Here is a 12,303-nt window from a genome sequence, read left to right as displayed (position 1 = left end):
CGTTCATGCAGGGTACATCGGGAACCGTCACAGTAAGCCGGCGTTTTCAGCGCCTGTCCGCACCGTGGAAGGATCGTTCCCCCCAATGAATCTCAAACTGCTCGTCACCGCCGCCAGCATCACCGCCCTCCTGGGCACGGCCGCCTGCACCACCACCGACCCCTACAGCTCGACGCCGCAGCGCAACAACACCGGCACCGGCGCCCTCGCCGGCGCTGTCGGCGGCGCCCTGCTCGGCTATCTGACCAACACCTCTGACTCCGAACAGGGTCGCAAGAACGCCCTGATCGGCGCCGGCATCGGCGCCCTGGGCGGCGCGGCCGTCGGCCAGTACATGGACCGTCAACAGCGCGAACTCGAAGCGGAGCTGTCGGGCTCGGGCGTCGGCGTCGCGCGCCAGGGCGACAACCTCGTCCTGCGCATGCCGTCGGACGTGACCTTCGCGACCAACCAGTCGAGCATCAACTCGCGCTTCTATGCGACGCTGGACGACGTCTCCGCCATCCTGGCCCGCTATGACCAGTCGACCGTCGACATCATCGGTCACGCCGACGCCGACGGCGCGGACGCCTACAACCTCAACCTCTCGCGCCAGCGCGCCTCGTCCGTCGCCCAGTATCTGGTCGGCCACAACGTCCTGCCGGATCGCCTGTACGTCGACGGCAAGGGCGAATCCGCGCCCATCGCCTCGAACGACACCGCCGCCGGCAAGGCCCAGAACCGCCGCGTCGAGATCGTCATCCGCCCCTTCCGCGGCTGACGCGCGCAAGCGTAAGGCGCCCGCGCGCCAACCGCGCTCAAGCAGCAAGCGACCGCGTCGCGAGCGTTAGCGCACTGACAAGAAAGGGCGGGGCCGCGCGGCTCCGCCCTTTTTCCTGGCTGCACACCGTTCCGTGACTTGAAGTCCTGTTAACCAGATGCTGGAAAGGCTGCCGTTCGACTCGGGGGATTTGCGTGCGTCCGGACCATCAGGAATTCACCGACGGGCTGCGTCTCGCCGCCATCGCCGCAGTTTCGGCGATCGTCACGGCGACGCTGGTCATCGGCGCCGGCCGGTCCCTGCTGCCGGACCGCAACACCGCCCGCGCCGCGACGCCTGAACTGATCCAGGCCGTCTCCCGCTAGGTCAGGCGCGCCCGATCGAGCTGTAGCGGAAGCCGCGGGCCCGCATGTCGTCCGGGCGGTAGACGTTGCGCAGATCGACCATCACCGGCTGCTTCAGCAGCAGCTTCACCCGGTCCAGATCCAGCGCCCGGAACTGATCCCACTCCGTCAGGATCACCACCGCATCCGCGCCCTCGACCGCGTCATAGGGGCCGTCACGGAACACCACGCCGTCCAGCATCCGGGCGGCTTCGTGCATACCTTCCGGATCGAACGCCTGCACCGTCGCGCCCATGGCCATCAGGGCCGGGGCCACGTCCAGCGACGGCGCATCGCGCATGTCGTCGGTGTTCGGCTTGAAGGTCAGGCCCAGCAGGGCGACCGTCTTGCCCTTCAGATCACCGCCCAGCGCCTTGGCGACCCGCGCCGCCATCGCCTTCTTGCGATCGTCGTTGATCTGCACCGTGGTCTCGATCAGCCGCACCGGCGCGCCGGCGTCGGTCGCCGTCCGCACCAGGGCCAGGGTGTCCTTCGGGAAGCAGGACCCGCCGTAGCCGGGACCCGCATGCAGGAATTTCGAGCCGATCCGCTTGTCCAGGCCGATGCCCCGCGCGACCTGCTGCACGTCGGCGCCGACGTTCTCGCACAGGTCCGCCATCTCGTTGATGAAGGTGATCTTCATCGCCAGGAAGGCGTTGGCCGCATATTTGATCAGCTCGGACGTCCGGCGCCCCGTGAACAGGATCGGCGTCTCGTTCAGATTCAGCGGGCGGTACAGCTCGCGCATCACCTCCTGGGCGCGCGCGTCCTCGGTGCCGACCACGACGCGGTCCGGTCGTTTGAAGTCCTCGATCGCCGCGCCCTCGCGCAGGAACTCGGGGTTGGACACGACCGCGAAATCGGCGTCCGGGCGGCGTTCGCGGATGATCCGTTCGATCTCGTCGCCGGTGCCCACGGGCACGGTCGACTTGGTCACCACGACGGTGAAGCCCTCGATCAGCCCGGCGATTTCCTCGGCGGCGGCATGGACGTAGGACAGGTCGGCGTGGCCGTCGCCGCGGCGCGACGGCGTACCCACGGCGATGAATACGGCGTCAGCGGTGCGGATCGCCTCGGCGCCGTCCAGGGCGAAGCTCAACCGGCCGCCGCGGACGTTGGACGCCACCAGATCCTCCAGACCGGGCTCGAAGATCGGGATCTCGCCCCGCTCCAGCCGCTCGATCTTGGACGGATCCTTGTCGACGCAGGTCACCTCATGGCCGAAGTCGGCGAAACAGGCCCCTGACACCAGGCCCACATAGCCGGTTCCGATCATCGCTACGCGCATGCGGGCGCCCCTTTCGACTGTGGGCCCGGAGATAGCGGTCGGGCCCCGTTTTTACCACCCCGGCCCGGCTCGCCGCCTGGCGGAAATGCGAAACCGCCGGCCCCGTAAGGGACCGGCGGCTCCGGTAGTTCTGACTTGCCGTCCGTTCCCCGGCCCGAAGGCCGGGGGACGTCCCGACATCAACCTCAGAAGGTGATGTTGATGTGGGCGCGACGGTTGAGCGGCTCGCGAACACCATCGGCGGTCGGCTTGGCCAGCTCGGTTTCACCACGGCCATCCAGCGAGATGACGCCGCCGTTGACGCCCTGGGCGACCATTGCATCACCCACAGTGCGGGCGCGGCGTTGGGACAGACCCAGGTTGTACTCCGCGGAACCCGAGGTGTCGGTGTGACCGACGATCAGGATGCGCGTCGGACGACCCGTCTTCGCGTAGTTGACGGCTTGCGTGACGACCGCTGCGGCTTCGGTGGTGAGATCGTAGCGATCCCAGTCGAAGTACACCACGAACTCACGGGCTGCCGGACGAGGCGGCGGCGGCGGAGGCGGCGGAGGCGGCGGCGGGGGCGGCGGGGGCGGCGGGGGCGGCGGCGGCGGCACGTAGACCGGCTCATCTGCACCGAAGGCCATACGCAGACCCAGGGTGAAGGTGTGGCTGTCGTCGTAACGGCCCTCGAACGGACCGGCCAGCGGAGCCGCGGCCGGCAGCGACGTCACCGTATCGTAGTCCATGTCGGACATCAGATAGCGATAGGTGAAGTCGAGGTTCGCACGGCTGCCGATCCGCCAGGCGAAGCCGGCGATGACCTGCGCCGCCAGCTCGGTCGAGCTGTCGTCGGCGCCGACGCCGATCGTGCGCTGACGTTCGAAGGTGCCCGTGAACTCGGTGTCGACGCGGTTCACACCGGCGCCGAGGCCGACGAAGGGCCGGAAGCCCCACGACGCATTGCCGAAGTCATAGATGACGTTCGCCATAAGCGTGGTCGACGTGACTTCGCCCTCGGGAGCCTCGCAGGCCCCCACAGCCGGAGTCACGTTGCACACACCACCGATGAACTCGGGGTTCGGGTTGGTGATCCCGCCGATGTCGCCCGGGTCGCGATAGCCACCCTCGACTTCAACACGCCAGCTTTCGTTGAACCGGTAACCCAGTCGGGCGAAAGCCGCCCAGGAATCGTCCACGTTGATGTCCCATTTGGGACCCGTGGTCTGCGACGTCGTCTCCAGATCGTCGATAGTGTGCCAGCCGGCGTCGATCGCGCCGTACCAGCCGTTTGGCTCGGCAGCCGCGGCGCCAGCTGCGAACAGCCCTGCCATTGCGACTCCGGCGAGAAGTTTGACCTTCATCATATCCCTCACACTCAAGGTTGCCCGAATGCCCACGCTTGATCACGGGGCGCTCCCGAGGCCTAACCACAATGTACGGTTCCGGTTCCCGCAATCTGGTTGCGAATGCGGCGAGTGTGGCGCCGTTTCAACACAAATACCGGGGTTTCGCCTGACCAAACGGCTGCTAGGACAGGCGTCCAACAAGGAGAACAGTACAGATGGCGATTAGTTTCGACGGCCGCGTGGCCATCGTCACCGGCGCGGGCAATGGTCTGGGCCGTCAGCATGCGCTGGCGCTGGCGCGACGTGGCGCAAAGGTGGTCGTCAACGATCTGGGCGGATCCCGTGACGGCTCCGGCGCCTCCGCCACCGCCGCCGAGGCCGTGGTCGCCGAGATCGAGGCCGCCGGCGGCGAGGCCATCGCCAACGCCGCCTCGGTCACCGACTACGCCGCGGTTCAGGCCATGGTCGACGCCGCCATGGCGAAATGGGGCCGGGTCGACATCCTGGTCAACAACGCCGGCGTGCTGCGCGACAAGACCTTCGCCAAGATGGAACTGGAGGACTTCCGCTTCGTCCTCGACGTCCACCTGATGGGCGCGGTCAACTGCACCAAGGCGGTGTGGGACATCATGCGCGGGCAGAACTACGGCCGCATCGCCATGACCACCTCGTCGTCGGGCCTGTTCGGCAATTTCGGCCAGTCCAACTACGGCGCCGCCAAGATGGCGCTGGTCGGCCTCATGCAGACCCTGACCATCGAGGGCGCCAAGCACGACATCCGGGTCAACTGCCTGTCGCCCACCGCCCACACCCGCATGACCGAGGACCTCGGCGCCCGTCTGCCGCTCGAGCTGCTCGGGCCGGAGATGGTCACGCCCGGCCTGCTCTATCTCGTCAGCGAGGACGCGCCGAACCGTTGCATCCTCGGCGCCGGCGCCGGCGGCTTCGAACGCATCTACGTCGCCCTCACCCAGGGCGCCTGGATCGCCGGTGACGACGCGCCCGAGCAGATCGCCGCCCGCTTTGCGGAGATCTCGGACCGTACGGGCGAGATCATCCCCGAGATGGGCGCCGCCCAGGGCTTCATCGAACTGACCAAGGCGCAAGCGGCCCAGGCCAAGGCATGATATAAAGCGGGCGTCTGCCGGAGGCTCTCATGTCGACCACGGACGCCCGCCACGCCGCCTTCCTGGCGCTGGCGATGGCCATGCCCTTCGCGATCCTGTCGGGGATCGCCATGCTGGAACTCCAGCCGCTGGAGTCGTTCCTGCGCCGCGCCACCACTGACGGCAACGGCGGCCTGAACCTGCCGGGTCGCCTGCTGATCGGCGGCAGCCTGCTCCTTCTCCCGGCCGCCCTTCTGGTCAGCCTGCTTCCGGTCTTCCGGGGCGGCAGCCGTCCCTTCCTGGCGCTGAACCTCATCGTCGCGCTCGGCGTCGTCGCCCTTTCGGCGCCGGTCCTCCTGGCGCTCGGGGATGAATATGTGCGTTGCGAGGTGCGGCATCTCGCCAGATGCGACTGATGCGTCGACGACGCCTTGGCTGACGCAGCGATAACGCCTTACATCAAGGCCGAACCCACACCGCCCCAAGGCAAGGATCCTCCCTGATGCGTGAAGCCGTCATCGTCTCGACCGCCCGGACCCCGATCGGGCGCGCCTATCGCGGCGCCTTCAACGACACCCAGGCCCAGCAACTGGGCGCCCACGCCATCCGCCACGCCGTCGCCCGCGCCGGCATCGACCCGGCCGAGATCGAGGACGTGGTCATGGGCGCGGCCCTGCAGCAGGGCTCGACCGGCACCAACATCGGCCGCCAGGCGGCGCTGGCCGCCGGCCTGCCCGTCAGCGTCGCAGGCATGAGCATGGACCGTCAGTGCGCCTCGGGCCTGATGGGCATCGCCACCGCGGCCAAACAGGTCATCTTCGACCAGCAGAAGGTGGTCGTCGGCGGCGGCCTGGAGTCCATCTCCCTGGTCCAGAACCAGCATATGAACCTCTACCGCGGCAAGGACGAGGACCTGCTGAAGCTCGCGCCGCACATCTATATGTCGATGCTGGAGACGGCCGAGGTCGTGTCCCGCCGCTATGGCATCAGCCGCGACGCCCAGGACGAATACGCCCTCCAGTCGCAGCAGCGCACCGCCCAGGCCCAGGCCGAAGGCCGCCTCGACGCCGAGATCGTGCCGATGACCTCGACCATGCTGGTCGTCGACAAGGCCACCGGCGAGATCTCGAAGAAGGAGGTCACCCTCTCGAAGGACGAGGGCAACCGCGCCGACACCACGCTGGAAGGCCTGAAGTCGCTGAAGCCTGTCTTCGGCTCGGGCGAGGAAATCCAGCAGGGCGAGTTCATCACCGCGGGCAACGCCAGCCAGCTGTCGGACGGGGCCTCGGCCAGCGTCATCATGGAAGCGGGCGAGGCGGTTCGCCACGGCCTGCAACCGCTCGGCGCCTACCGCGGCATGGTCGTCGCCGGCTGCGAGCCCGACGAGATGGGCATCGGCCCTGTCTTCGCCGTGCCCAAACTGCTCAAGCGCCACGGCCTGACCGTCGACGACATCGGCATCTGGGAGCTGAACGAGGCCTTCGCCGTCCAGGTGATCTACTGCCGCGACAAGCTGGGCATCCCCGACGATCGCCTCAACGTCTCGGGCGGCTCCATCTCGATCGGCCACCCCTACGGCATGTCGGGCGCCCGCATGACCGGCCACGTCCTCATCGAGGGCAAGCGCCGCGGCGCCAAATACGGCGTCGTCACCATGTGCGTCGGCGGCGGCATGGGCGCGGCCGGTCTGTTCGAGATCTACTGAGGCGGACCATCAGCCTTGTGAGGCGAAGGAGACCCCTTCGCCTCCCACGCCGCCCGCTCGGCCTCCATCTTCGCATACCACCGCGCCCGCAGGACGGCGGGGCGGCCCGGATACCGGTCGTCGAGGAAGTCCGCCTCGACGACGCGGTCGGTGCGGAAGGTGCGGAAATCGTCGCGCGTCTCGCACCAGCCGACCAGCAGCCGCGTCGTCTCGCGATAGCCGACCAGGCAAGGCCAGATGACGCGCAATGTCTCCCGCCCCTGCTCATCCGCATAGTGCAGACGCAGCTTGCGCCCCGCGTGGATCCACGCCCGTACGCGCGCCATGTCCAGCGTCTCGATCTCGCGCTTCCAGGTCGGCGCCGACGCCACCGCCGGCTCCAGCAGGACGGGCCGCAGCTTCTCCGGCACGGTGGCGGCGATCTTGGCGATCAGGTCGCGCGCCGCCCGGGCCAGGGCGGGATCGCCGCGCCCCGCCACCCACTGCGCGCCCAGCACCGCCGCCTCGACCTCGTCGGACGTCAGCATCAGCGGCGGCATGTCGAAGCCGCCGTCCAGCACATAGCCGATGCCCGCCTCGCCCCGGATCGGCACCCGCTGGCCCATCAGGGTGGCGATGTCGCGATAGATGGAGCGTTTCGACGTCTCCAGCTCGGCGGCGATGGCGTCCGCCGTCACCGGCTTCGACGACCGCCGCAGCACCTGGATGATCTGGAACAGGCGGTCTGCGCGTCTCATTCCTGCACCCTGCCCGATCGCTGCTGACAACATGCTGGCAGCAGGGTGGCAGTAGATCAACAGGGCGGGCGGCGAGGGGCCGCCTGGCGCTCAAGCAGCGAGGGCCCGTGGCCCGAGCGATAGCGCCGCCAACAAGGAGATTGCAGATGCTGACGCTGTTCCACGCCCCCTGGTCGCGCTCCGGCCGCATCGTCTGGCTGCTGGAAGAACTCGGCGCGCCCTTCGACATCGAATACGTCGAGATCGTCCGCGCCCAGACCCGCAACGGCCGCCGCGACCCCGCCAATCCGCATCCGGACGGCAAGGTCCCCGCCCTGCTCCATGACGGCGCCCTGGTGACGGAATCCGCCGCCATCGCCCTGTACCTGACCGACCTCTTCCCCGACGCTGACCTGGGGGCCGCCGTCGGCTCGCCCGAACGCGCCGCCTATGTCACCTGGCTGGCCTGGACCGCCGGCGAGATGGAGCCCGCCTACTGGGGCCGGATCAGCGGCCAGACCGAAGGCGATCCCGTCGCGAAGGCCCGCTACGACGCGGTCAACGACCGCATCCTCACCGCCCTGAAGCACGGCCCGTATCTGATGGGGCACCGCTTCACCGCCGTCGACGTCATGATCGGCTCGGCCATGGCCTGGGGCCGCGAGTTCGCCCCCGAAAGCGAGCTGCTGGACGCCTGGCTCAAACGCGTCAGCGAACGCCCCGCCAATCTGGCCGCCGCCGCCAAGGACGGCACGCCGCCCGCGATGACCGAGGTGGCCTGATCTCACTTCATCCGCTCATCCCCGCGAAAGCGGGGACCCAGTTCTGTTGGTGAAGCGCCGGCGGTTCGGGACAACGGTCCGAGCGACCAGGGCAAGACCTGTCACCCAAAGCACTGGGTCCCCGCTTTCGCGGGGATGAGCGGATGGGGAAATCTAGGCCGCGCGGGCGGCGGCGTTGCCGCTGCCGTCCGCCGGCCGGTTGGTCGCCCGCAGCGAGGCGACGAAGTCGTCGCGCCAGATACTCACGTCGGTGTCCCGCACCACCTCCATCAGGCACTCCCATTTCCGCTTCCGCTCGGCCAGCGGCATGGTCAGCGCCCGTTTGATGGCGTCCGACAGCTCCTCGCGGCTGAACGGATTGACCAGCAGGGCCTCGCCCATCTGCTCGGCGGCGCCCGCGAACCGCGACAGCACCAGCACGCCGGGATCCTCCGCGTCCTGGGCCGCCACATATTCCTTGGCCACCAGGTTCATCCCGTCTCGCAACGGCGTCACCAGCCCGACCTTCGCCGCGCGATAGATTCCCGCCAGCTGATCGCGGCGATAGGTGCGGTTCAGATAGCGGATCGGCTGCCAGTCCATATCGGCGAACTCGCCGTTGATCCGCCCGGCCAGACCTTCCAGCCGCGAGCGGATGTCCTGGTAGGTGTTCACCTCGTCCCGGCTGATCGGCGTCACCTGCAGCAGGAAGACGTCGCCGCGCATGTCCGGATTGTCGTTCAGGAACTGCTCGTAGCCCAGCAGCCGCTGTTCCAGTCCCTTGGAGTAATCCAGCCGGTCCACGCCGACGATCATCGTCCGGAACGCCGCCGACGCCGCCATCCGGTCGTAGGTCCGCCGGCCGAACGCCGAGTTGCGCGCCTTCAGGAAGCCGTCGACGTCGATGCCGATCGGGAACACGCCCGTCTGCACCACCCGCCCGAACGCCTCAACCGCGTCGTTCGGCAACAGCCGCCCGCGCACCTCCGGCTCCGACGCGATGTAGTCCCTGAACAGGTCCAGCCATTCGCGCGTGTGGAAGCCGATCAGGTCGTAGCTGAACATCGACTCCACCAGCCGCCGATGGTGCGGCAGGGTCACCAGCAGCTGCCGCGCCGGCCACGGCGTATGCAGGAAGAAGCCGATCCGGTTGGTGACCCCGCGCCGCCTCAGGTCCCGGGCCAGCGGGATCATGTGATAGTCGTGGATCCAGATCACGTCGTCGGGCTGGATCAGCGGCGCCAGCACCTCGGCGAACCGCGCATTGGTCCGCTCATAGCCCTCGCCGTACGACCGCTCGTAGGCGGTCAGATCGACCCGGTGATGGAACAGCGGCCACAGCGTCTTGTTGGCGTAGCCGTTGTAGTATTCGTCGACGTCCTGCGGCTCCAGGTCGACCAGGGCGACGGTCACGCCGGACCGGTCCTCGATCTTGGCCTCGGGCACGAATTTCTCGACCGTCTCGCCCGACCAGCCGAACCACAGGCCGTCGTATTTCCGCAGCGCCGACGACAGCGCCATGGCCAGCCCGCCGACGGAGCCCGCGGCAGGGTCCTTCGGGGCTGAAACCCGGTTGGAGACGACGATCAAACGACTCATGAGGGCGTAACCGCCGCCTTCGCGCGTTGGTCGCAACGCAATGTCGTGAAACGGATCACCGCACGTCCGTCCACGACCGGCTCAGCAGCACCGCGCAGTTGATGATCCCGACCAGCGAATAGGTCTGCGGGTAGTTGCCCCACAGCTCGCCGTCGTTCAGCGAGATGTCCTCCGACAGCAGCCCCGCATGGGTCCGCCGGCTCAGCATCTGCTCGAAGATCTCGCGCGCCTCCTCGGTGCGGCCATTGAGGTGCAGCGCCTCGATGAACCAGAAGGTGCAGAAGTTGAACGCCGTCTCCGGCTCGCCGAAATCGTCCGGCTCGATATAGCGGAACAGGTACGGGCCCTTCTTCAGGTCCCGCTCGATGGCCTCGAACGTGCCCACCTGGCGCGGATCGCGCGGATCGAGGAAGCCCAGGTCGGTCATCTGCAGCAGCGAGGCGTCCAGTTCGCGATTGCCGAAGCTGGCGGCGAACCGGCCCTCGTCGGGCAGATAGGCCTCCTTCTCGATCCGCTCTCGGATGATCCTGGCCCGGTCGTTCCAGACGGCCGCCCGGTCCTCCAGCCCCAGGTGATGCGCCGCCTTGGCCAGCCGGTCGCACGCCGCCCAGCACATCACCGACGAATAGGTGTGCACCCGCGCGATGGTCCGGAACTCCCACAGCCCCGCATCGGTCTGGTCGTGCATGGCGAAGGCCCGCTCGCCGACCCGCTCCAGCGCATGGAAGTCGTCCAGCGTCGCCGGCCGCAGCAGGCGGTGATCGTAGAAGGCCTGCACCAGCGGCAGCACGATCTGGCCGTACACGTCGTGCTGCAGATGCTCGTGCGCCTGGTTGCCGACACGCACCGGTTTCATGCCGCGATAGCCCTCGACGCTGTCGACGATCCGCTCGCCGATGCCCGGCTCCAGCCCCACGCCATAGACCGGCTGCACATGCCCGCCCGCCGCGTCGTCGACCAGGTTCCTCAGATAGCCGAGGTAGTTCTCCAGGATGTCGACCGCGCCCAGCCGGTTCAGCGCCCGCACCACATAGTAGGCGTCCCGGATCCAGCAGTAGCGATAGTCCCAGTTGCGCCCGCTCTCGGGAAACTCCGGCACCGAGGTGGTCAGGGCCGCGACGATGGCTCCCGTCTCCTCATAGGCGCACAGTTTCAGTGTGATCGCCGCCCGGATCACCGCCCCCTGCCAGTCCAGCGGCAGGTACAGCTTGCGCACCCACTCCTGCCAGTAGGCCACGGTCCGCTCCAGCGCCGCCGACACGCCCGGCCCCACGTCCTGGTCGTAGCCCTCGTCCGGCCCGAGGAAGAAGGCATGCGCCCGCTCCAGCCGGAACACCCGCTCGTTCAGCACATGCGACACCGGGCAGTCGGTGGTCAGCCGCAGCGTCACATCGGTGCACAGATAGCGGATGTGGTTCGAACCGCTGGTCCGCTCCGCCGGCCGCGCGCCCCAGTCCGCCGACGGCCTCAACCGCACCCGGATGCGCGGCGCCCCGTGCAGCGGCCGCACGATCCGCCCGAAGGCCAGCGGCCGGTAGGTCCGGCTGTGCTTCGGATGCCGGGGCGAAAAGTCGATCACCTCGATGGCCGACCCGTCCTCGGCCGTCATCACCGTCCGCAGCACCGGCGTGTTGCGCATATAGGCCTGGGTGACTTCGGTCTGGCCCTCCAGCTCGATGTCCCAGAAGCCGTGCTGCGGATCGTTCCCGTCCATCAGCGCCGAGAACACCGGGTCGCCATCCACGCGCGGCGCACAGGCCCAGACGAACCGGCCGCGCCGGTCGATCAGGGCGCTGATCGAACAGTTGCCGATGGGGGCGAGGTCGAGGTCGGGGGTCATGCGCTCTCCTTCAGGCGTTCCAGCCAGTCCAGCACCCCGTCCACATCCGGCAGTCCGTATCGCGCCGCCGTCTCCCTCGGCGGCCCCACCAGCACGCCGAAACCGCCCGCCGCCTCCGCGGCGACGAAGCCGTCCTCGTCCGTCAGATCGTCGCCCAGCATCACCGGCACCCCGCCGGCGAACGGCGCCTCGGCCATGAAGGCGGTCAGGGCGGTGCCCTTGTCGGTCCCCGGCGTCTTCACCTCGACCACCAGATTGCCGGGCTGCAGCACCAGACCCGTGTCGTCCGCCAATCGCCGGGCGAGAGCCTTCGCGGCTTCCGCCTCCGCCGGCGCGCCGCGGAAATGCAGGCCCGCCGACACCGTCTTGTCCTCGACGATCATCCCGGGCCGATCGCGGGCGAAGTCGTGAAAGGCCTCCACCGCCTGCCGCACCGTCTTCGCCGGCTTGGCGTGATCCACCGAGCCGTCGGCCCGACGCCGCTCCAGCCCGTGGACGCCCGAGGCCGAAGCCAGCGCCGCCTCGGCGATCCGGTCGACCTCGGCGATGGTGCGCCCGCTGATGATCGCCACCCGGCCGTCCAGCCGTTCGGCCACCGCCTTCAGCACAGCCGTCCTCCGGCTGTCAGGCACCACCGCATCCGGGGTCTCGGCCAGCGGCGCCAGCACCCCGTCCAGATCGAGGAACAGCGCCGGCCGTTTCAGCTGGAGTGGAGGCGCGGGCAAACGCGGCGTGGCGTCGGCGGCCGCATTCGCGGCGTCGATAGTCGGATTGGACGTCCCCATGCGGGCCCTAACGCGCCGCCGACAGGTTT

12 protein-coding genes are annotated in these 12,303 nt (G+C 68.6%); 6 read left to right on the top strand and 6 right to left on the bottom strand.

Features of this window, described 5'->3' with window-relative positions:
- Positions 1-85: 85 nt before the first annotated feature.
- Positions 86-760 (top strand): YiaD family glycine zipper/OmpA-like lipoprotein, encoded by a 675-nt coding sequence (locus GGR12_RS03670; RefSeq protein ID WP_183202994.1) that lies wholly within the window; start codon positions 86-88, stop codon positions 758-760.
- Positions 761-954: 194 nt separating this feature from the next.
- Positions 955-1,125 carry a hypothetical protein gene (locus GGR12_RS03665; protein ID WP_183202992.1) on the top strand — a complete coding sequence of 57 codons (171 nt, stop codon included), beginning with the start codon at positions 955-957 and terminating at the stop codon, positions 1,123-1,125.
- 1 nt (position 1,126) lies between these two features.
- Here GGR12_RS03665 and GGR12_RS03660 read toward each other — a convergent pair whose 3' ends face one another.
- Both GGR12_RS03660 and GGR12_RS03655 read right to left on the bottom strand, forming a co-directional pair.
- Positions 1,127-2,431 (bottom strand): UDP-glucose dehydrogenase family protein, encoded by a 1,305-nt coding sequence (locus GGR12_RS03660; protein ID WP_183202990.1) that lies wholly within the window; start codon positions 2,429-2,431, stop codon positions 1,127-1,129.
- Positions 2,432-2,616: 185 nt separating this feature from the next.
- A complete protein-coding gene (locus GGR12_RS03655) occupies positions 2,617-3,777 on the bottom strand; it encodes an outer membrane beta-barrel protein (RefSeq protein WP_183202987.1) in 1,161 nt (386 codons plus the stop codon).
- Between the two features lie 200 nt (positions 3,778-3,977).
- Here GGR12_RS03655 and GGR12_RS03650 point away from each other — a divergent pair, with 200 nt between their 5' ends.
- The 3 genes from GGR12_RS03650 (at position 3,978) to GGR12_RS03640 (ending at position 6,573) form a co-directional block, all read left to right on the top strand.
- Positions 3,978-4,889 (top strand): SDR family NAD(P)-dependent oxidoreductase, encoded by a 912-nt coding sequence (locus GGR12_RS03650; RefSeq protein ID WP_183202985.1) that lies wholly within the window; start codon positions 3,978-3,980, stop codon positions 4,887-4,889.
- Positions 4,890-4,918: 29 nt separating this feature from the next.
- On the top strand, positions 4,919-5,284 hold the full coding sequence (locus GGR12_RS03645) for a hypothetical protein (RefSeq protein WP_183202983.1): 366 nt from the start codon (positions 4,919-4,921) through the stop codon (positions 5,282-5,284).
- An 86-nt stretch (positions 5,285-5,370) separates the two neighbouring features.
- Entirely contained in the window at positions 5,371-6,573 is a 1,203-nt protein-coding gene (locus GGR12_RS03640; protein WP_183202981.1) for an acetyl-CoA C-acyltransferase, read from the top strand.
- Here GGR12_RS03640 and GGR12_RS03635 read toward each other — a convergent pair.
- On the bottom strand, positions 6,567-7,310 hold the full coding sequence (locus GGR12_RS03635) for a helix-turn-helix transcriptional regulator (protein WP_183202979.1): 744 nt from the start codon (positions 7,308-7,310) through the stop codon (positions 6,567-6,569). The two genes, GGR12_RS03640 and GGR12_RS03635, sit on opposite strands and share 7 nt — an antisense overlap.
- 146 nt (positions 7,311-7,456) lie before the next feature.
- On the opposite strand from GGR12_RS03635, the gene GGR12_RS03630 reads away from it, so the two are divergent.
- Positions 7,457-8,071, top strand: coding sequence for a glutathione S-transferase family protein (locus tag GGR12_RS03630; RefSeq protein WP_183202977.1), 615 nt, complete (start codon positions 7,457-7,459; stop codon positions 8,069-8,071).
- A 153-nt stretch (positions 8,072-8,224) separates the two neighbouring features.
- Here GGR12_RS03630 and GGR12_RS03625 read toward each other — a convergent pair whose 3' ends face one another.
- The 3 genes from GGR12_RS03625 to otsB are packed head-to-tail and all read right to left on the bottom strand — an operon-like array spanning position 8,225 to position 12,274.
- Positions 8,225-9,649, bottom strand: coding sequence for an alpha,alpha-trehalose-phosphate synthase (UDP-forming) (locus GGR12_RS03625; RefSeq protein ID WP_183202975.1), 1,425 nt, complete (start codon positions 9,647-9,649; stop codon positions 8,225-8,227).
- A gap of 55 nt (positions 9,650-9,704) precedes the next feature.
- Positions 9,705-11,489 (bottom strand): glycoside hydrolase family 15 protein, encoded by a 1,785-nt coding sequence (locus GGR12_RS03620; RefSeq protein ID WP_183202973.1) that lies wholly within the window; start codon positions 11,487-11,489, stop codon positions 9,705-9,707.
- Complete coding sequence (gene otsB, locus GGR12_RS03615) at positions 11,486-12,274, bottom strand: trehalose-phosphatase (RefSeq protein WP_183202971.1); 789 nt, start codon at positions 12,272-12,274, stop codon at positions 11,486-11,488. The genes GGR12_RS03620 and otsB overlap by 4 nt, the downstream gene beginning before the upstream one ends.
- Positions 12,275-12,303 lie beyond the last annotated feature (29 nt).

Origin of the sequence: Brevundimonas lenta, assembly GCF_014196335.1 — a bacterium.
In the GTDB taxonomy this organism is placed as follows: Bacteria; Pseudomonadota; Alphaproteobacteria; order Caulobacterales; family Caulobacteraceae; genus Brevundimonas; species Brevundimonas lenta.
Note: the sequence above shows the minus strand (reverse complement) of the source record. Positions and strands in the feature narration are given on the sequence as shown.

Coding starts and splice junctions, on each gene's coding strand:
- otsB (WP_183202971.1), bottom strand. CDS start 12,274: ATGGGGACGTCCAATCCGACTATCGACGCCGCGAATGCGGCCGCCGAC.
- GGR12_RS03660 (WP_183202990.1), bottom strand. CDS start 2,431: ATGCGCGTAGCGATGATCGGAACCGGCTATGTGGGCCTGGTGTCAGGG.
- GGR12_RS03650 (WP_183202985.1), top strand. CDS start 3,978: ATGGCGATTAGTTTCGACGGCCGCGTGGCCATCGTCACCGGCGCGGGC.
- GGR12_RS03645 (WP_183202983.1), top strand. CDS start 4,919: ATGTCGACCACGGACGCCCGCCACGCCGCCTTCCTGGCGCTGGCGATG.
- GGR12_RS03640 (WP_183202981.1), top strand. CDS start 5,371: ATGCGTGAAGCCGTCATCGTCTCGACCGCCCGGACCCCGATCGGGCGC.
- GGR12_RS03635 (WP_183202979.1), bottom strand. CDS start 7,310: ATGAGACGCGCAGACCGCCTGTTCCAGATCATCCAGGTGCTGCGGCGG.
- GGR12_RS03655 (WP_183202987.1), bottom strand. CDS start 3,777: ATGAAGGTCAAACTTCTCGCCGGAGTCGCAATGGCAGGGCTGTTCGCA.
- GGR12_RS03670 (WP_183202994.1), top strand. CDS start 86: ATGAATCTCAAACTGCTCGTCACCGCCGCCAGCATCACCGCCCTCCTG.
- GGR12_RS03630 (WP_183202977.1), top strand. CDS start 7,457: ATGCTGACGCTGTTCCACGCCCCCTGGTCGCGCTCCGGCCGCATCGTC.
- GGR12_RS03625 (WP_183202975.1), bottom strand. CDS start 9,649: ATGAGTCGTTTGATCGTCGTCTCCAACCGGGTTTCAGCCCCGAAGGAC.
- GGR12_RS03620 (WP_183202973.1), bottom strand. CDS start 11,489: ATGACCCCCGACCTCGACCTCGCCCCCATCGGCAACTGTTCGATCAGC.